General features: G+C 72.1%; 14 protein-coding genes. 10 read left to right on the plus strand and 4 right to left on the minus strand.

All coding sequences use genetic code 11. The features are described 5' to 3' along the window. Positions 1 to 11 precede the first annotated feature (11 nt). Positions 12 to 719, minus strand: coding sequence for an endonuclease NucS (gene nucS, locus V1260_RS02935; protein ID WP_329745299.1), 708 nt, complete (start codon positions 717 to 719; stop codon positions 12 to 14). A gap of 82 nt (positions 720 to 801) precedes the next feature. Between nucS and V1260_RS02940 the strand changes: the two genes are divergently transcribed. The 3 genes from V1260_RS02940 to V1260_RS02950 all read left to right on the plus strand — a co-directional run bounded on the left by V1260_RS02940 (position 802) and on the right by V1260_RS02950 (position 4,015). Next, the gene (locus V1260_RS02940) at positions 802 to 1,959 is read left to right on the plus strand and encodes a hypothetical protein (protein ID WP_329745300.1); all 1,158 of its coding nucleotides are present in this window, start codon (positions 802 to 804) and stop codon (positions 1,957 to 1,959) included. Positions 1,960 to 2,000: 41 nt separating this feature from the next. Next, positions 2,001 to 3,044 (plus strand): hypothetical protein, encoded by a 1,044-nt coding sequence (locus V1260_RS02945; protein WP_329745301.1) that lies wholly within the window; start codon positions 2,001 to 2,003, stop codon positions 3,042 to 3,044. A 77-nt stretch (positions 3,045 to 3,121) separates the two neighbouring features. Next, the gene (locus V1260_RS02950) at positions 3,122 to 4,015 is read left to right on the plus strand and encodes a co-chaperone YbbN (protein ID WP_329745302.1); all 894 of its coding nucleotides are present in this window, start codon (positions 3,122 to 3,124) and stop codon (positions 4,013 to 4,015) included. A gap of 22 nt (positions 4,016 to 4,037) precedes the next feature. Here V1260_RS02950 and glgB read toward each other — a convergent pair whose 3' ends face one another. From glgB to glgX, 3 genes are all read right to left on the minus strand, one after another. Beyond that, positions 4,038 to 6,257: a 1,4-alpha-glucan branching protein GlgB gene (gene glgB, locus V1260_RS02955; RefSeq protein ID WP_329745303.1), complete on the minus strand. Its 2,220-nt coding sequence runs from the start codon at positions 6,255 to 6,257 to the stop codon at positions 4,038 to 4,040. Between the two features lies 1 nt (position 6,258). Next, positions 6,259 to 8,238 carry an alpha-1,4-glucan--maltose-1-phosphate maltosyltransferase gene (locus tag V1260_RS02960; protein WP_442878109.1) on the minus strand — a complete coding sequence of 660 codons (1,980 nt, stop codon included), beginning with the start codon at positions 8,236 to 8,238 and terminating at the stop codon, positions 6,259 to 6,261. Between the two features lie 260 nt (positions 8,239 to 8,498). After that, entirely contained in the window at positions 8,499 to 10,742 is a 2,244-nt protein-coding gene (gene glgX / locus V1260_RS02965) for a glycogen debranching protein GlgX (RefSeq protein WP_329745305.1), read from the minus strand. 210 nt (positions 10,743 to 10,952) lie between these two features. Here glgX and V1260_RS02970 point away from each other — a divergent pair, with 210 nt between their 5' ends. From V1260_RS02970 to V1260_RS03000, 7 genes are read left to right on the plus strand one after another with little or no spacing between them, the layout of a single operon-like run. Next, a complete protein-coding gene (locus V1260_RS02970) occupies positions 10,953 to 12,065 on the plus strand; it encodes an AAA family ATPase (RefSeq protein ID WP_329745306.1) in 1,113 nt (370 codons plus the stop codon). A 26-nt stretch (positions 12,066 to 12,091) separates the two neighbouring features. Beyond that, entirely contained in the window at positions 12,092 to 12,988 is an 897-nt protein-coding gene (locus V1260_RS02975) for a DUF58 domain-containing protein (RefSeq protein ID WP_329745307.1), read from the plus strand. Further along, a complete protein-coding gene (locus V1260_RS02980) occupies positions 12,975 to 13,484 on the plus strand; it encodes a hypothetical protein (protein ID WP_329745308.1) in 510 nt (169 codons plus the stop codon). Before V1260_RS02975 ends, V1260_RS02980 begins: the two co-directional genes overlap by 14 nt. After that, positions 13,475 to 14,497, plus strand: coding sequence for a vWA domain-containing protein (locus V1260_RS02985; protein ID WP_329745309.1), 1,023 nt, complete (start codon positions 13,475 to 13,477; stop codon positions 14,495 to 14,497). The genes V1260_RS02980 and V1260_RS02985 overlap by 10 nt, the downstream gene beginning before the upstream one ends. After that, on the plus strand, positions 14,497 to 15,492 hold the full coding sequence (locus V1260_RS02990; RefSeq protein ID WP_329745310.1) for a vWA domain-containing protein: 996 nt from the start codon (positions 14,497 to 14,499) through the stop codon (positions 15,490 to 15,492). Before V1260_RS02985 ends, V1260_RS02990 begins: the two co-directional genes overlap by 1 nt. Then, entirely contained in the window at positions 15,489 to 16,433 is a 945-nt protein-coding gene (locus tag V1260_RS02995) for a hypothetical protein (protein ID WP_329745311.1), read from the plus strand. The genes V1260_RS02990 and V1260_RS02995 overlap by 4 nt, the downstream gene beginning before the upstream one ends. Further along, entirely contained in the window at positions 16,427 to 17,626 is a 1,200-nt protein-coding gene (locus V1260_RS03000) for a cysteine desulfurase family protein (protein WP_329745312.1), read from the plus strand. The genes V1260_RS02995 and V1260_RS03000 overlap by 7 nt, the downstream gene beginning before the upstream one ends. Positions 17,627 to 17,676 lie beyond the last annotated feature (50 nt).

The raw sequence follows: 17,676 nt of genomic DNA on the forward strand, positions 1-17,676 counted from the left end.
AGGGGGAGGGGTCAGAACAGGCGGGACTCGACGTCGTCGATACCGCGCAGGGCGTCGTAGTCGAGGGTCACGCAGTCGATGCCGCGGTCCCCGGCGAGGACGCGCGCCTGGGGCTTGATCGCCTGGGCGGCGAAGATCCCCCGCACCGGGGCGAGCAGCGGATCGCGGTTGAGCAGCTCGAGGTAGCGGGTCAGCTGCTCGACGCCGTCGATCTCCCCGCGGCGCTTGATCTCGATCGCGACGGCGCGGCCCTCGGGGTCGCGCGCGAGGATGTCGACCGGACCGATCGCAGTGCCGTACTCGCGGCGCACGAGCGACCACCCGCTGCCGAGGGTCTCGATGTTGTCCGCGAGCAGCGCCTGGAGGTGCGCCTCGACGCCGTCCTTCTGCAGGCCCGGATCGACGCCGAGCTCATGGGCGGAGTCCTCGTAGGTCTCGTGCAGGCGCACCCGGAGGCGGTCGCCGGTTTTGTCGTGCACCACGTCCCACTGCTCGAGCCAGTCGCCCTCGGGATCCGCCGCGGCCTCCTCGGCGCTGCGGGTGCTGGTCTGCAACGTCGCGGGCGGGCTCATCCAGTTCAGGGGCTTGTAACTGCCCCCGTCGGAGTGGACCAGCACGCTGCCGTCGGCCTTGACGATCAGCAGGCGCGGGGCCAGGGGCAGGTGGGCGGTGAGTCGACCGGTGTAGTCGACGGAGCAGCGGGCAACGACGAGACGCACCCCGACAGAGTACGTCAGGCCGCCCCATGAGACGCCGATGAGACGCTCATGAGAGGGCCTTTACCCAGGTGGAGGACCTCACGTGGAGGTGTCCCCGGCGGGCTCGTCCGCCTATCGTGGACGGGTCCACCACCTCGTGCCCGGTCCGGGCCGCCTGATACGGAGCTTCCACGTGCAACGACTCCTCGCCGTCCTCCTGGTCCTGCTCGGACTGATCGGACTGGTGCTGGGCCGCCTCGGCGAGACCACCTGGGCCCCCGACACCGAGACCACCGCGACCGTCTCCCTCTCCGATCCGGGGCCCGCGGTGCTCATCGATCCCGGCGTGCTCTACGTCGGCGGCGAGGAGGGCACCGTGACCATCGAGGGCGCGAGCGACGTCTCGATCATCACCGCCTCCAACGCCGACCTCGAGGCCTACCTCGAGGGCACCCGCTACACCCGCATCACCGGGGCGAGCGACTGGACCACCCTGAGCACGCAGGAGGTCAACCCCGACGGTTCCGCCGAGCTGACCGATCCGACCACCTCGGACCTGTGGCGCTCCGTGGAGACCACCCCGAGCCCCGCGACGATCGACGTGGCCGACTTCTACGCCGGCGAGCACGGAGAGAACGCGCAGGTGTACCGCGCGATCCTCATCGTCACCGACGGCACCGCCCCCGGAGCGGACCAGGTCTCGATCACCTGGCCCGTGCACGACGAGAACGAGTGGGTCCCCTTCGCCTACGCCGGCGGTGCGGCCGTCGCCGTGATCGGCCTGGTGCTCCTCGTGGTCTCCCTCGGAGGACGCCGCCGCGAGCGGCTCGACGAGGACGAGATCGAGGAGACGCAGGAGAGCGACGCCTTCGAGAGCGCCGAGCCGGGTGCGTCCGCTCCGATCGTGGTCGGCGGGTCCGCGGCGGCCGGCGCCGTCGGCGATGCCGACGACCGGGCGGACGCCGAGGACGCCAACGCCTGGTCCGTCGCCGGGGCGCCCGCTGGCCGCGCCTCCGCGGACGGCGAGGACACCGCGGTGCTCGCGCCCGTGGAGGCGGAGGAAGCCGAGGAGGCCGAGGATCCTGCAGACGCCGAGTCCGCAGAGACCGCAAAGACCGCGCAGGCCGCCGGTTCCGATAGCTCCGCCGATGCCGACGCGTTGCCCGATGCTGACCCGTCCACCGAGCTCGATCCGTCCGCTCCGTCCGACCCGTCCGCGGAGTCCGACGAGCAGCCCGCTCCGGGGCAGGAGCCCCGATGACCCGGCCCGCTCCGCACCCGCCCCTGAGTAAGGACCTCCCGATGACTTCTCGCCCGCTCGCCCGCCGCAGCCTCTTCGCGGGCTCCGGCGCGCTCCTCGTCGGCGGCGTCCTCTCCGCCTGCGCCTCCGAGCCGGAGGCACCGCCCGCCCCGCCCGCCGGACCGGAGATCGCTGAGCCCACCCCGGCGCAGACCACCGAGCAGCTCGACGCCGTCGTCGCGGAGATCAGCACCGCGGTGACCGCGGCCGACGAGGCCCGCGACCCCGCCCAGCTGGCGCCCCGCGTCATCGGCTCCGCGGTCGAGTTCCGCACCGCCGCCTACGCGCTGATCGCCAAAGCCGAGGAGTGGGCCGCCCAGCTCACCGTGCCCGGGGCCGCCCTCGTGGTGCCGATGTCCACGACCGGCACTGACTTCCCGCGCACCGCGATCGGCCTGGTCGAGAACTCGGCCGCTGACGGCGTGCCCTTCTTCGTCGCCCTGCAGCAGGCCGACGCCCGCTCGCCGTACACCACCTGGGGCTGGGCCCAGCAGGCGGTCGACGTGGCCATGCCCACCGTCGCGGACGCCGCCGTCGGCTCCGAGGCCGTCGCGATCGACGCCGCGGACCTGGTGATGACCCCCGCGGAGGCGCTGGCACTCTACGCGACGGTGCTCACCGACGGCGACGCGAAGGATCCCGAGGACCAGCTGGCCGTCGACCCCTTCATCACCTCGCGGCACAGCGAGATCCAGGAGGAGCGCAAGGCGCTCAACGCCGGGGTCGAGTGGGACGAGGGCGCGACCATCCGCGAGACGTATGCGGTGCGCGAGGACGAGTTCGCGGGCCTGCGCACGGACGACGGCGGCGCGCTCGTCATGGGCACCCTCACCTCCACCCGCAAGGTCACCATCAAGGACGGCGCGACCATGCGCTACGCCGAGGACAACGCGTACACCAAGGTGGTCGGCACCCGCGAGTTCACGAAGGAGTTCGTGCGCACCTTCGGCACCCACGTCGCGCTGTACATCCCCTCGGCCGAGGCCGGCGGTCAGGTCCAGCCCGTCGGGGCCACCCTCACCGCGCTCACCGCCACCGGCTCCTGAGACGGAGGGCGTGACGACGCACCCGGGGAGAGTTCCCTAGACTGTCAGGGTCCTGAACCCGTCGAAGGAGCTCCTCCGTGACCGATCCCTACGGCATTATCGATCTCGCCGCCCTCAAGCAGCCCGCCGACGGCGGCGCCACCGCGGGGGAGGCCTCCGCGCACGAGGTGACGGTCACCGAGCAGGGGCTGCAGCAGATCGTCGCGGACTCGCAGCAGGTCCCGACCCTGCTCCTGGTCACGAGCTCCCGCGTGCCCGAGGGCGCCGGCTTCCTCGCCTCCCTGCGCCGCGGCGTCGACGCCCACGCCGGGGCGGTCCGCCTCGCGGTGGTCGACGCCGACACGCAGCCGCGCGTCGCCCAGGCGCTCCAGGTCCAACAGCTGCCGAGCCTGCTGCTGCTCCTGCTCGGCCAGGTCCAGCCGATCGTCGCCGGGGTGCTGCCCGACGGCGAGATCGACACGCTGCTCACGCAGGTCCTTGACCTCGCGCGCCAGCAGGGCCTCGAGGTGCCCGGGGGCGAGGGGTCCGAGGGCGCCGAGGAGCCTGCCGCCGAGCCGCTGCCGCCGTTCATCGCGGAGGCCTACGAGGCGATCGACCGGGGCGACCTCGACGGTGCCGTCGCCGCCTTCGAGAAGCATCTGCGCGAGAACCCCGCCGACGCCGAGGCGCGGACCGGACTCGCCACCGTCACCCTCATGCGACGCACGCAGGGCGTCGATCTCGACGAGGTGCGCCGGGCGGCCGCCGAGAAGCCCGGGGATCTCTCCGCCCAGATGCTCGCCGCCGATGTGGACATGCTGGGCGGTCATGTCGACGATGCCTTCGGGCGTCTGCTGGACCTGCTGCGCGGCGCCGATCAGGACACGAAGGACGCGGTCCGCACCCGCCTGCTCGAGCTCTTCGAGATCGCCGGCACCGAGGATCCGCGCGTCGGACCCGCCCGCAAGCGCCTCGCGAACCTCCTGTTCTGAGGCGCCTGCCGGCGGGCGGGGCTCAGCCGGCACGCAGCCGCTCGGGGATCAGCACCACCGCTCCGAGCGGCGGGACCGACAGCCGCACGGAGTGCTCGCGACCGTGCATCCCCACCGGCTCGGCGTGGACCCGGCCGAGGTTCCCGACCCCGCTGCCGCCGTAGACCGGGGCGTCGGAGTTGAGCACCTCGAGCCACGTCCCGCCCTCGGGCAGCGGGATCCGGTGCTCGTGCCAGGCCTGCGCCGAGTAGTTCAGCACCACGACCACCGGATCGCCCGCCTGGTCCCGGCGCAGGTAGGCGAAGACGTTGTGGACCGCGTCGTCGCCCAGCAGCCACTCGAAACCGCCCGGATCCTGATCCCGCTGGTAGAGCGCGGGCAGCTCCCGCTGGAGGGCATTGAGGTCCTTGACCAGCTGGTGGGTGCCGCGATGCAACGGGTACTCGAGCAGCCACCAGGGCAGGCCCGCCTGCTCCGACCATTCGGTGCCCTGGGCGAACTCGGTGCCCATGAACAGCAGCTGCTTGCCGGGATGCGTCCACTGCAGGGCGAGAGTCGTCCGCAGCGTGGCCGCCTGCTGCCAGTCGTCCCCCGGAGCCTTGCGCAGCAGGGAGCCCTTGCCGTGCACGACCTCGTCGTGGCTGATGGGCAGCACGAAGTTCTCGGAGTACTGGTACACCATCGCGAAGGTCATCTCGCCGTGGTGGTACTGGCGGTGGATCGGGTCCTGGCCCACGTAGGCGAGGGTGTCGTGCATCCAGCCCATGTTCCACTTGAAGTGGAAGCCGAGCCCGCCCTCGGAGGTGGGCCGGGTGACGCCGGGGAATGACGTGGACTCCTCGGCGATCATCACGATGCCGGGGGCCCGTTTGGCGGCGGTCGCCGTGGCCTCCTGCAGGAAGCCGATGTTCTCCAGGTCCTCGCGTCCGCCATAGCGGTTGGGGATCCACTGCCCCTCGGCGCGCGAGTAGTCGAGGTACAGCATCGACGCCACCGCGTCGACCCGCAGGCCGTCCACGTGGAACTCCTCGAGCCAGTAGCAGGCGTTGGCCACGAGGAAGTTGCGCACCTCGTGCCGGCCGGTGTCGAAGACGTACGTGCCCCAGTCCGGATGCTCGCCGCGGCGCGGGTCGGCATGCTCGTACAGCGGGGTGCCGTCGAAGCGCGCGAGCGCCCACTCGTCCTTCGGGAAGTGGGCGGGGACCCAGTCCAGGATCACGCCGATCCCGGCCTCGTGCAGGGCGTTGATCAGATGGCGCAGCTCGTCGGGGGTTCCCAGCCGGGAGGTCGGGGCGTAGTAGCCGGTGACCTGATAGCCCCACGAGCCGCCGAAGGGATGCTCCGCGACGGGCATGAACTCGACATGGCTGAATCCCATGTCGCGCACGTAGTCCACCAGCTCGACGGCCAGCTCGCGGTAGCCGAGCCCGGGACGCCAGCTCGCGAGATGGACCTCGTAGACGGACATCCGCGTGGCGAGCGGATCGTGGTCGGCGCGCTCGGCGAGCCAGGCGTCATCGCTCCACTCGAAGTCCGAGTCGGTCACGATCGATCCGGTCGCCGGCGGCACCTCGGTGCGTCGCGCCATGGGGTCGGCCTTGTCGCGCCAGGTCGAGTCGGCGCCGAGGATCCGGAGCTTGTACACCTCGCCGACGCCGACGCCGGGTACGAAGATCTCCCACACGCCCGAGGCGCCGAGGCTGCGCAGCGCGTGGCCGCGTCCGCGCCAGCCGTTGAAGCCGCCGACGACCTGCACGGCGCGGGCGTTGGGGGCCCACACCGTGAAGGAGGTGCCCGCGACCCCGTCGATCGTGCGCACGTGAGCGCCGAGCGCCCGCCACAGCTCCTCGTGGCGGCCCTCGCGCATGAGGTGCAGGTCGAGCTCGCCGATCGTGGGCAGGAAGCGGTAGGGCTCCTCGAGGTCCACCGGGTCCGCGCCCTCGGACCAGGTCACCCGCACCCGGTAGGAGGGCAGGTGGGGCTGCGGCAGGACCGCGGTCCAGATGCCGTCGTACTCATGCTCCATCGCCGCGGTGGTGCCGTCGGGCAGGAGCACCGCGACCTCGTGCGCGAGGGGCTTGAGGGTCCGCACGGTGACGGCGCCCTCGTACTCGTGCGCGCCGAGCACGGAGTGCGGGTCGTGGTAGCTGCCGGTGGCGGCCGCCCCGAGCTCATGCTCCCCGAGCGGCATGCGCGGTGCGGGGGCCGGAAGTCCGTCGATGCCCTGGGTGGTCGATGCCATGTCAGCTCTCCTCGGGATGGATGACGCGCAGGACGTGCGCCGGCCGGTCGGCGGCGCGGAGGATCACATAGGGCGCCGCATCCCAGCGGAACCGCTCCCCGGTCAGCAGGTCCTCGACCTCGAAGGCCGTGGCACCGGGCTCCAGGCCCAGCGAACCGAGGTCCAGGCGCAGGGTGGTCCAGGCGTCGCGGTCGTGCTCGGTGAGGGACACGACCAGCACCGTGTCCGGCGCGCCGGTCCCGGAGGACGCCGCGTCGAGGTGCTTGGAGAACACCAGGACCTGCGGGTCCTCGGCCTCGTGGAAGGAGATCGCGGTGAGCGACTGCAGAGCCGGGTGCTCGCGCCGGATCCGGTTCAGCGCGGTGAGCAGCGGCTGCAGGCTCTCCCCGCGGGCGAGCGCCCCGGCGTGGTCGCGGGGCTTGTACTCGTACTTCTCGTTGTCGATCTGCTCCTGCGCCCCCGGCCGGGGGACGTCCTCGACGAGCTCGTACCCGGCGTAGATGCCCCAGGTGGGCACCAGGGTCGCGGCGAGGATCGCGCGCAGCGCGAAGGCCGCTCGCCCGCCGCCGCTCATGAACGGGGTGAGGATGTCGTGCGTCGTGGGCCAGAAGCTGGGGCGCATGTACGGCGCGGCCGCGACGAGTTCCTCGAGATACTCGCGCAGCTCCTCGGGGGTGTGGCGCCAGGTGAAGTAGGTGTAGCTCTGGTGATAGCCGACCTTGCCCAGGGCGTGCATCATCGTGGGCCGGGTGAAGGCCTCCGCCAGGAAGATCACCTCGGGGTGCTTCGCGTCGAACTCCGCGAGCAGCTCCTCCCAGAAGCGCACCGGCTTGGTGTGCGGGTTGTCGATGCGGAACAGGGTGACCCCGTGGTCGACCCAGTGCTCGAGCATGTCCCGGATCGCCGCGTAGAGGCCCTCGTAGTCCGTGTCGAAGCTGAGGGGGTAGATGTCCTGGTACTTCTTCGGCGGGTTCTCGGCGTAGGCGATGCTGCCGTCGGAGCGGACCACGAACCACTCCGGATGCTCGGCGACCCAGGGATGGTCGGGGGAGCACTGCAGGGCGATGTCCAGGGCCACTTCGAGCCCGAGCTCCTGCGCCCGGGCGACGAAGGCGTCGAAGTCCGCGAGCGTCCCGAGATCGGGGTGGATCGCGTCGTGCCCGCCGTCCGCGGAGCCGATCGCGTACGGCGAGCCGGGATCGCCGGGCTGCGGCTCGAGCGTGTTGTTGCGGCCCTTGCGGAAAGTCGACCCGATCGGATGGATCGGGGTGAGGTAGGCGACGTCGAAGCCCATCTCGGCGATCCGGTCGAGGGACCGGGTCGCGGTGGCGAAGGTCCCCGAGATCCAGCCGAGTCCCTCCTCGAAGCGCGCGCCTTCGGAGCGGGGGAAGAACTCGTACCACGAGCCGTAGAGCGCCCGGCGGCGATGCACGATCAGACGATGGGGACCGGAGACGGTCACGCCCTCGCGCAGCGGCCGGACCGTCATCAGCCCGCGGAGGTCCTCGGCGAGCGCCGGGGCGACACGGGCGGCGGGGCTGAGGGAGGAGCTGCGCAGCGAGGCGAGGGCCGCGCGGACCATGGGCCCGTCGGCCTCGGGGCGGGTGCCCGCGGTGATCTCCGCGAGGATCGCCTCGAGCACGACGGCGCCGTCGGCGCAGACCAGCTCGACGTCGAGACCGGCAGGGATCTTCACCTCGGCGACATGGGCCCAGGTCGCATACGGCGCGGAGAAGGCCTCGACGCGGAAGGACCAGTGGCCGGTGGCGTCCGGGCGCACCGGCGCCTCCCAGAGGTCCAGGCCAGGGTTCGTCGAACGCATGGGGGTGACGGTCTCGGAGCCGTCCGGGGCGGTGAGCACCACCTGGACCCCCATCGCATCGTGGCCCTCGCGGAAGGCGTTCGCCCGCACGGTGACCGTCTCGCCCTCGACGCAGGAGGCGGGGAAGCGGCCGCCGTCGACGACGGGCTGCACGTCCATGATCGGTATCCGGCCCACGCCGGCGTCGAGACCGTCCGGTCCGCTCGGACCGCGCGGTGCGGCGGGGGCGGGCGCGATCGGCTCCGTCGCGGCTGACGAGACAGGCAGAGCCGACGGAGCCGACGAGGTTGTCGGGTCCGCCGCGGCCGACGCGGTCTGGGGGGCCGGAGTCCCGCTCGACGCGGTGGGGTCGGTGGTCTCGGTCATGGCCTCTCCTGCCTGGCACCACAGGGTGCCTGCGACGGTCACGGTGACACGCCTCACGATAGCGTCTGAGCAGGCTCCTGCGGACCGCGGGCCGGGAGTCCGAGCACCACCACCGAGACCCCGGCGACCTCGAGCGAACCGTCGACGATCGGGGTGAGCGAGCGGTTCCGCGGCCGCTCCGCCGCCGTGTCGAGCAGCACCCGTGCGGTGCCCTGCGGCCAGGGCGCGCGCGGCAGGCGGACCGTCGTCGGGCCCTCCTCGGAGGAGAGGATCACCAGCAGGTGCTCGGCGCCCTCGCGGCCGTGCACCGCGGGGCGGAGCATGGTGAGCAGATGGCGGGAGGAGTCCATCCAGCTCCGGTGGTCCATCTCCTCCCCGTCGGCCCCGAACCAGGCGATCTGCCCGGCGCCGAGCGCCGCCGGATCCGCCGGTCGCAGGAAGTGCGGGGAGCGCAGCTGCGGATGCTCCCCCCGCAGGCGCAGCAGCTCCACGACCGTCTCGCGCAGCGCCGTGGCCCGGGCGTCGAGGCGCCAGTCGATCCAGGAGATCTCGTTGTCCTGGCAGTAGGCGTTGTTGTTGCCCCGCTGGGTGCGGCCGAATTCATCGCCCGCGGTGAGCATCGGGGTCCCCGAGGCGAGCAGCAGCGTCGCCAGCAGGCTCCGCGCGCTGCGCCGTCGTGCCGCCTCGATCTCCGCGGCTCCCTCCTGCGCGGGATCGACCTCGCCCTCGTGGCCGTGGTGGTAGGAGCGGTTGTTGGAGGTGCCGTCGCGGTTGTCCTCGCCGTTGGCCTCGTTGCGCCTGGTCTCGTACACCGTGAGGTCCCGCAGCGTGAAGCCGTCGTGAGCGGTGACGTAGTTGATCGACGCCCAGGGTGAGCGCAGGCTCCTGCCCTCGGGCAGCTCGGGCGGGTCCTGCGCGGAGAACAGGTCGGAGGAGCCGGCGAGGCGGGTCGCGAGGTCGCGGACCCCGCCCACCCCCGTCTCGCCGGTGCGTGCCCGGTGCCCGCGATCGGCGAGCCAGAAGGAGCGCACGTCGTCGCGGAAGGCGTCGTTCCACTCGGCGAAGGGCACGGGGAAGGAGCCGGTCTGCCAGCCGCCCGTGCCCACGTCCCAGGGCTCGGCGATCAGCTTGACGGTGCGGAGCACGGGGTCCGTCGCGATCGCCCGCAGCAACGGGTGGTCGGGGCGGAACCCGCGGTCGTCGCGGCCCAGGGTCGCGGCGAGGTCGAAGCGGAAACCGTCCACGTGCACCTCGGTGACCCAGTAGCGCAGCGAGGAGAGGATCAGGTCCATGACGTGCACCGAGCGCGGATCCAGGGTGCCGCCGGTGCCGGTCACGTCCAGGAAGGTGCCGCCGTCGGTCCAGTAGTACTCGAGATTGTCCAGCCCCCGCAGGGACAGCGAGGGCCCGTCGGCGCCGCCCTCGGCGGTGTGGTTGTAGACGACGTCGAGGACGACCTCGAGCCCCTCCGCATGGAGGTTGCGCACCATGGTCTTGACCTCGTCGAGCACCGCCTGGGCGCCGGCCTGCTGCGCGGCCGTCGTGGCCAGCGAGGGATCCGGGGCGAAGTACGACAGGGTGGAGTAGCCCCAGTAGTTCGTCAGCCCCAGCCGTGTCAGGTGAGGCTCGTCCATCGCCGCGTGGATCGGCAGCAGCTCCACCGTGGTTACGCCCAGGCTGCGCAGGTACCCCGTCACCGTGGGATGCCCGAGTCCCGCATAGGTGCCGCGCTGCTCGTGCGGCAGATCCTCCTGCAGCCGGGTGAAACCCTTGACGTGCAGCTCGTACAGCACCGTGGCGTCCCAGTCGACGAGGGGGCGCAGGTCGTCCTGCCAATCGAAGGCGTCGGAGACCACGACCGACCACACGGCGCTGTCCGCCGAGTCGGTCCTCGAGAGCTCGTGCTGCTCGCCCACGCGATCCAGCATCGAGTCGACCTCGAAGGGGAAGAAGCTGCTCAGCAGCGGGGAGGAGTGCGAGATGCCACGCGCCCACGGGTCCAGCAGCAGCTTGTGCGGGCTCGAGAACAGGCCCCGGGCGGGATCCCACGGACCGTCGACCCGCAAGCCGTACTCGGTACCCGGGACCATCCCGGTCACATGGTCCCAGCGCAGACCGCCGTCGAAGTGGCGCAGACGCTGCCGGCGCTCGGCCGCCCCCTGCCGGATGCACAGGTCCACCGCCCGGGCCCGGGGCGCGGCGACGGCGAAGGTGCCCCGGCCCTGCTCGTCCACCGAGAGTCCCGGCGACGTGGGGGCGACCGGGGGCGTGGCGCGGTCGAAACGATCTGCTTGCACGAGCGCATTCTCGCATCGGGCGCGCACCACGCCGGGGCGCTGGGAGGACGTGGCAGGGGGAGGGCGCTAGGATCGACCCGGCGCAGGTGGCCCGGATCACGGGCCTGCCCGCCCGTCGGCGTCGGGGGAGGGGCCCGCGCCGGGATCATGCCGCGCATGACCACTGCACGTTGACCGCACGAGAACCGCACGACGGGGGAGCCGCAGCACATGAGCATTCCACCCAGCCAGCCGCCCGCCCGCCCGGCCGGGCCCGCGCCGAGCCCGGCCGGAGGGCCGGGTCGGCCTCCGTCGGCGGGAGGGGGACGGCCCCCGGGGCAGTTCGCGCCCTCGTCCGCGGCGATCACGCCGCGCGACCTCGAGCGCAGCGCCGCGATCGTCTCGACCATCACCCGGGTCTTCCAGTCCCGCGTGGTCGGCCAGGAGAACCTGCGCCTGACGCTGCTCGCGGCGCTCGCCGCGGGCGGTCACGTGCTGCTGGAGTCGGTGCCCGGTCTGGCCAAGACCACCGCGGCGAGCGCGCTGGCCTCGTCCATCACGGGCTCCTTCGCGCGCATCCAGTGCACCCCCGACCTGATGCCGAACGACATCATCGGCACCCAGATCTTCAACTACGGCTCTGGCACCTTCACCACGCAGCTGGGGCCGGTGCACGCGAACGTCGTGCTGCTCGACGAGATCAACCGCTCGAGCGCCAAGACGCAGTCGGCGATGCTCGAGGCGATGCAGGAGCGGCAGACCTCGATCGGCGGCGAGGTGCACCGCCTCCCCGAGCCGTTCATGGTGCTCGCGACCCAGAACCCGATCGAGGAGGAGGGCACCTACGTCCTCCCCGAGGCGCAGATGGACCGTTTCCTGATGAAGGAGATCCTGACCTATCCGCGTCCCGCGGAGGAGCACGAGATCCTCGACCGCTCGACCTCGGGGAGCCTCACCGGTCAGCGCGAGGCCGTCGCCACGGTCTCCCTCGAGGACGTCCGCTTCCTCCAGGAGATGGTCGACGCGGTCTACGTCGATCCCGCCGTGAAGCGGTACATCATCGATCTGGTCTTCACCACGCGCGGCTCGGGCCCGCGACCGGTCCCGAACCTGACCCAGTCCGTGCGGGTCGGGGCGAGCCCCCGCGGCTCCCTCGCCCTGATGAAGGTCGGGCAGGCGCATGCGCTGCTGCACGGGCGCGACTACGTGACCCCGGACGACGTGCGGGCCATGCGCTACGGCGTGCTCCGCCACCGTCTCGTCCTCACCTTCGACGCCCTCGCCAGCGGCATCAAGCCCGAACAGATCATCGACGCGGTCTTCCACGCCGTGCCGATGCCCTGACCGGATCCGAGCAGGGGGCAGGGCGCATGGCGGTCTCGCTGATGACCCGGGTGAAGGCCCGGGTCGATCTGCACACCTCGAAGCGGGCGCGCGGACTGATCCAGGGGCGCGGCCGCTCGCTCTTCAAGGGCAGCGGCGAGGACTTCGACGACCTGAAGTACTACCAGCCCGGGGACAAGATCTCCGACATCGACTGGAAGGCCACGGCCCGCTCCGGCGAGCCGCTGATCCGCCAGTTCAATGAGGAGCGGGTGCGGCATCTGTCGATCGTCGCGGACACCTCGAGCGCGATGGCGGCGACGGCGGCCGACGGCTCCTCGAAGCGCGATGCGATGATCCTCGCGGCCGGCATGGTCTGCTTCCTCGCCCAGCAGTCGGGCGATCTCGTCGGACTCGTCGCCGGCGGCGAGAACCGGCCCATCCAGCTGCCCTCGCGCTCGAGCGACGGCCACTTGGAGATGCTGCTGCGCACCATCCAGCAGTCGACCACCACCGCGGCGCCGTCGCCGGACAGCGCGTGGCTGCTCGAGCGGGCCTTCCGCGTCACCGCGCGCCCCACCCTGATGACGATCATCACGGACGAGGCCCACCCCTCGGTCGAGGACTTCTCCCTGCTCCGTCGTCTCACCACGCGGCACGACCTGCTCGTGGTGCGCATCGCGGATGCCGACCCGCTGCTCGCCGGGGACCTCGACCACGAGGTCGTCGACGTCGAGAACCCGCGCGAGGTGGCCTCCCTCGCCCGCACCTCGGCGCGGGTCGCCCGGGACGTCGCGGCCTACCGGAGGGCGCGCAGCGAGGGCATCACCGAGATGCTCGACCGCCTCCACATCACCCACGTGCTCGCGCAGGGGGAGACGACCGTGGTCGACGACATGGTCGCCATGCTGCGCTCGAGGGAGTACCGCCATGCCCGTCCCTGACGCGACCGCCCGGCTCGGCGCGCTGCTCGCCGCCCCCGAGCCCGAGATCATCGACCCGCCCCAGTACTCGATCGCGTGGCTCATCCTGGCGGCGCTCTGCGTCCTGGTGATCGTCGCGCTGATCGTGGGCACCCTGAAGATCACCCGCGCGATCGAGAAGCGCATCGCCTACCGCTCGCGGCCCGACGAGGTCGAGGGCCTCAAGGCCGAGTTCCTCCGCGCCGTGAACGACATCGCCGATCGCCACGAGGCCGAAGGGATCGAGGCGCGGGCCGGCCACCACGAGCTGACCGGGGTGATGCGCCGCTTCGTGCGCCGCACCACCGGGCACGACGTGACCAGCCAGGACATCGCGACCCTGGTCGCCGATGAGCGGACCCGTGCGGTCGGGGAGCTGATCAGCGACCTCTACGAGCCCGACTTCGCCCGCGCCTCGGACGCCGAGCTGCGCGACTCGGTGCGCCGCGCGAGGGAGGTGATCCGGGAATGGTCATGATCTTCTGGTGGGTCACCGCCCTGCTCCTGATCGCCGCGATCGTCGTCTGGGCGATCACCTTCGTGAACCGGCGGGCGATGCGGAAGTCGCCCGTGCTGGTCGCGAACTCCCGGTTCCTCGACCGGGTGCCGAGCTTCGTGCGCGCCCAGCGGACGGCCCGGTGGGTGCGCGTGCTGCAGGTGGGCATCGCGGTGCTCGGCGTGATCGCCGCGAGCATCCTCTCGGGCCGCATCGCCTCCGAGCGGATAGAGACCCCCGAGTTCGCCTCGCGCGACATCGTGCTGTGCCTGGACGTCTCGAGCTCCATGTACCAGTACGACGCGGAGATCCTCGCGACCTTCGCCCAGCTCGTGGACGGCTTCGAGGGCGAACGGGTGGCGCTGTCGATCTTCAACTCGACCAGCCGCACCGTGTTCCCGCTGACCAACGACTACGACCTGATCAAGCGCGAGCTCGAGGAGGGCGCCGAGGCGATCGACTTCGACGAGTTCGGCTATCGCGTGGGCAGCCGCGACTACTCGCAGGAGAAGGTGCGCCAGTACGTCGAGTTCGTCGAGGGCACCCAGGGCATCCCCGACGAGGCGTCCGTGGTGCCCGACGGCCTCGCCTCCTGCGCTCAGGTCTTCGACCAGGCCGAGGAGGACCGCTCGCGGTCGATCATCTTCGCGACCGACAACGAGGTCAACGGCGAGCCGATCTTCACGCTGCAGGAGGCCACGGAGTCCGTCGCCTCGCGGGGCATCGACCTGTACACCTTCTACCCCGGCGCGTACGAGTGCGGGCCCGGCTGCTTCGAGGAGCTGCAGGAGGCCACCGAGGACCAGGACGGCGAGCTGTACGAGTCCTCGGACCCCGAGGCGATCCCGTCGATCATCAACGAGATCCAGAAGACCCAGGCCGAGGTGCTCGGGGCCAGCCCCACCGTGATCCGCACGGATCATCCGGGGACCGGCTTCGTGCTCACCTTCCTCTCCCTCGTGGCAATCCTGGCCCTGGGCTGGAGGGCGCGCTGATGCGACTCGAGTTCCTGATGCCCCTCTGGGCCACGATCCCGCTCTTCGGCGCCATGCTGACCCTGTGCGTGGTGCTGCTGGTGCGGCGTCCCCGCCAGCGGACCGCGTGGCTGCGGCGCCTGCTCATGGTGCTGCTGCTCGCCGTCGTCGCGCTGCGACCGGTCACCCCGATCGACGCCGAGCAGACCGAGCGGATGAACGCCAACGTCTTCTTCGTCGTCGACCGCACCGGATCGATGAACGCCGAGGACTACGCCGCGGGGCAGCCCCGCCTCGACGGGGTGAAGGCGGACATGCAGCAGATCATGGGCATGACCGAGGGCGCGCGCTACTCGATCATCGCCTTCGACTCCTCGGCCACCTCGCAGCTGCCGCTGACCACCGATGCGGGGGCGGCGGCCGCCTGGATCGACACCCTCGAGACCGAGCCGACTGCCTACTCGCAGGGCTCGAACGTGGACCGGCCCCTGGCCACCCTCCTGTCCGAGATCACCACCGTGCGCGAGGAGGACCCCGACTCCCACGTCTTGGTCTACTTCCTCTCCGACGGGGAGAACACCGACGAGCGGGAGTCCGAGTCCTTCTCCGCCGCCCAGGGCTACGTCGACGGCGGAGCCGTGCTCGGCTACGGCACGCCCGAGGGCGGCCCGATGAAGGCGCAGGGCGGAGCGACCGACGGCGAGTACATCACCGACTCCTCCGGCCAGCAGGGCATCTCCATGATCGACAGCGCGCAGCTGGAGAAGATCGCGGGCGAGCTCGGGGTGCCCTATCTCCACCGCACCGACCCCGAGGAGCCGATCGAGGGCACGATGGAGGGCATCACGCTGCGGCCCATCCCCTCGGAGGACTCCCGCGACGTGACCAGCTTCGAGGACTGGTACTGGGTGGCGTCGATCCCTCTGACCGCCCTGCTGATCTGGGAGCTGGGCGAGATGACCTACCGACTGCCGCGGAAGCTGGACCGCTACGACGTGTCAGGAGCACAGCGATGAGCACCTCCCTCGAGCAGCGCCCGGATCCCGCCCCGGAGACCCCGGCCCGGGACGAGCCCGCCGCCGAGCGCGATCGTCGCCCCTCGGGGGCGCGGCGCGATTACGGGCTGAACGTGCGCCGGCTGCGGATCACCCGGGCGATCGTCTTCGCGATCCTGGCCCTGCCGATCCTGACGCTCGCCGGTCTGACCGTCCGTTTCGTGTCCATGCCGATCGCGCAGGCGCATCAGCTGGCCGCCTACGAGGACGGCGACTACCCGGAGGCCATCGAGCGGCTCGGACCGCTGGACCGGCTGAACTGGTTCGAGCCGTACATGCCCCATCTGGATCGCGGCACCGCCCTGCTGCAGCAGGGCGAGGACGCCGCCGCCGAGGCGGAGCTGCGCGTGGCGATGTCCGAGTGGGAGTCGCGCACCGACCTCAACGCCCCGCTGCACGCGCAATGCAAGATCGCTAACAACCTCGCGATCTCCATCGAGCGCCAGGCGGACCTTATCGAGGACCCGCAGCAGCGCGCCGACCGGCTCTTCGAGGCCGAGGAGATCCTCCAGCCCTGCCGCGGCGGCGGCGGTGGCGGCGGCGAGGGCGACGGCCAGGGCGGCTCCGGCAGCGGCAACGAGGACGAAGAGACCACCGAGGGGAACGGCGAGCGCGTGGAGAAGAAGCGCCGCGACGCCGACGAGGAGGCCGGCAACGATCCCGACGCGCGCGGCGGCGAGGAGCAGGAGGACGACGGCGGCACCACGCCGATGGACCCGGGCGAGCCGGTGCGCGAGGATCCCGAGGGCGACGGCCCCGAGGAGGAGAAGCCCACCGAGGGCGACCCCGAGCAGCAGCAGAAGGACGAGGAGCTTGAGCAGCGCAACCGGGACGCGCAGGAGGAGGGCGGCGACGGCGAGGGCGACGGCGGCGCCCCGCAGGATCCGAGCAAGCCGTGGTGACTGCGGCGGACCCCCACCCCGCGCAGCGCGCCTATCTCGACCACGCCGCGACCACCGTGCTGCGGCCCGCCGCCCGCGAGGCCTTCCTCGCGGCGTCGGCCGTGCACGGCAACCCGTCCTCCGTGCACGCCGCGGGCCGACGCGCCCGAGCCGTGCTCGACGAGGCGCTCGAGCGGATCGGCGGGCTGCTCGGCGTCCCGCGCAGCTGGCTGATCATGACCTCGGGCGGCACCGAGGCGGACAACCTCGCCCTCCGCGCCGTGCCCCGCGCCGTCGTGGCCCGAGATCCCCGGCGCACCGCCGTCGCGGTCGCCGCGACCGATCATCCGGCCGTGCTGGCCACCGCCCGCTCCCTCCAGGACGGCGCACCCTCGCTCACCGCGCGGTTCCTCCCCGTCGACGCCTCCGGGCTGCTCCGGGACGAGGCGGTACGGGAGGCCCTCGCCGATGGCGCCGTCTCCCTGGTCAGTGCCGCCCTGGTGAACAACGAGACCGGCGCCCTGCAGGACCTCGCCGCGCTCGCCGCGGCCGCCCGTCCCCACGGCACGCTCGTGCACACCGACGCGGTCCAGGGGCTGGGGACCGCACCGCTTCCCGATCTCGCGGACATCGACCTGATGTCCCTGTCGGGGCACAAGATCGGCGCCCCCGTCGGCGTGGGCGTGCTCGTGGCGCGCCCCGAGGTCCCCTTCGCGGCGGTCAGCACCGGCGGCGGCCAGCAGCGCGGCGTCCGCTCCGGTACCCTCGACGCCGCCCAGGCCGCCGCCTTCGCCGCGGCCCTCGAGGAGACGCTGCGGGAGAAGGCCGAGGAGACCGCGCGCGTCCGGGCTCTCGCCCGGCGCCTGCGTGCCGGGATCCGGGAGCTCGACCCCGGTGCACGGTTCACGCTGCCCGCGGACTCCCCGCAATCGGGCCACATCGTGCACGTGGTCTTCCCCGGCGCGGATTCCGACTCGCTGATGTTCCTGCTGGACGAGCGCGGGGTGGACTGCTCCGCCGGCTCGGCCTGCTCGGCGGGCGTCACCCAGGCGAGTCCGGTCCTCGCGGCGATGGGCTTCGAGGGGGCGGACGCGCGCGGCGCGCTGCGGCTCTCCCTCGGCTGGACCAGCACCGAGGACGATGTCGAGCGCGCGCTCGCGGCGCTTCCCGAGGCGCTCACCCGGGCCCGCGCCGTCGGCTCCCTCTTCGGCTGAGCGCGCGGGGACGGTGACCGTCCGTACCGGACGCATCTCACGCCTCGCGA

The organism is Brachybacterium sp. J144 (assembly GCF_036321705.1).
Classification (GTDB): domain Bacteria; phylum Actinomycetota; class Actinomycetes; order Actinomycetales; family Dermabacteraceae; genus Brachybacterium.

What these genes read in the sequence shown, in the direction of transcription:
- V1260_RS02945 (WP_329745301.1), top strand. Translation starts at nt 2,001, where the DNA reads ATGACTTCTCGCCCGCTCGCCCGCCGCAGCCTCTTCGCGGGCTCCGGC.
- glgB (WP_329745303.1), bottom strand. Translation starts at nt 6,257, where the DNA reads ATGGCATCGACCACCCAGGGCATCGACGGACTTCCGGCCCCCGCACCG.
- V1260_RS02960 (WP_442878109.1), bottom strand. Translation starts at nt 8,238, where the DNA reads ATGGACGTGCAGCCCGTCGTCGACGGCGGCCGCTTCCCCGCCTCCTGC.
- V1260_RS02970 (WP_329745306.1), top strand. Translation starts at nt 10,953, where the DNA reads ATGAGCATTCCACCCAGCCAGCCGCCCGCCCGCCCGGCCGGGCCCGCG.
- V1260_RS02975 (WP_329745307.1), top strand. Translation starts at nt 12,092, where the DNA reads ATGGCGGTCTCGCTGATGACCCGGGTGAAGGCCCGGGTCGATCTGCAC.
- V1260_RS02980 (WP_329745308.1), top strand. Translation starts at nt 12,975, where the DNA reads ATGCCCGTCCCTGACGCGACCGCCCGGCTCGGCGCGCTGCTCGCCGCC.
- V1260_RS02985 (WP_329745309.1), top strand. Translation starts at nt 13,475, where the DNA reads ATGGTCATGATCTTCTGGTGGGTCACCGCCCTGCTCCTGATCGCCGCG.
- V1260_RS02990 (WP_329745310.1), top strand. Translation starts at nt 14,497, where the DNA reads ATGCGACTCGAGTTCCTGATGCCCCTCTGGGCCACGATCCCGCTCTTC.
- V1260_RS02995 (WP_329745311.1), top strand. Translation starts at nt 15,489, where the DNA reads ATGAGCACCTCCCTCGAGCAGCGCCCGGATCCCGCCCCGGAGACCCCG.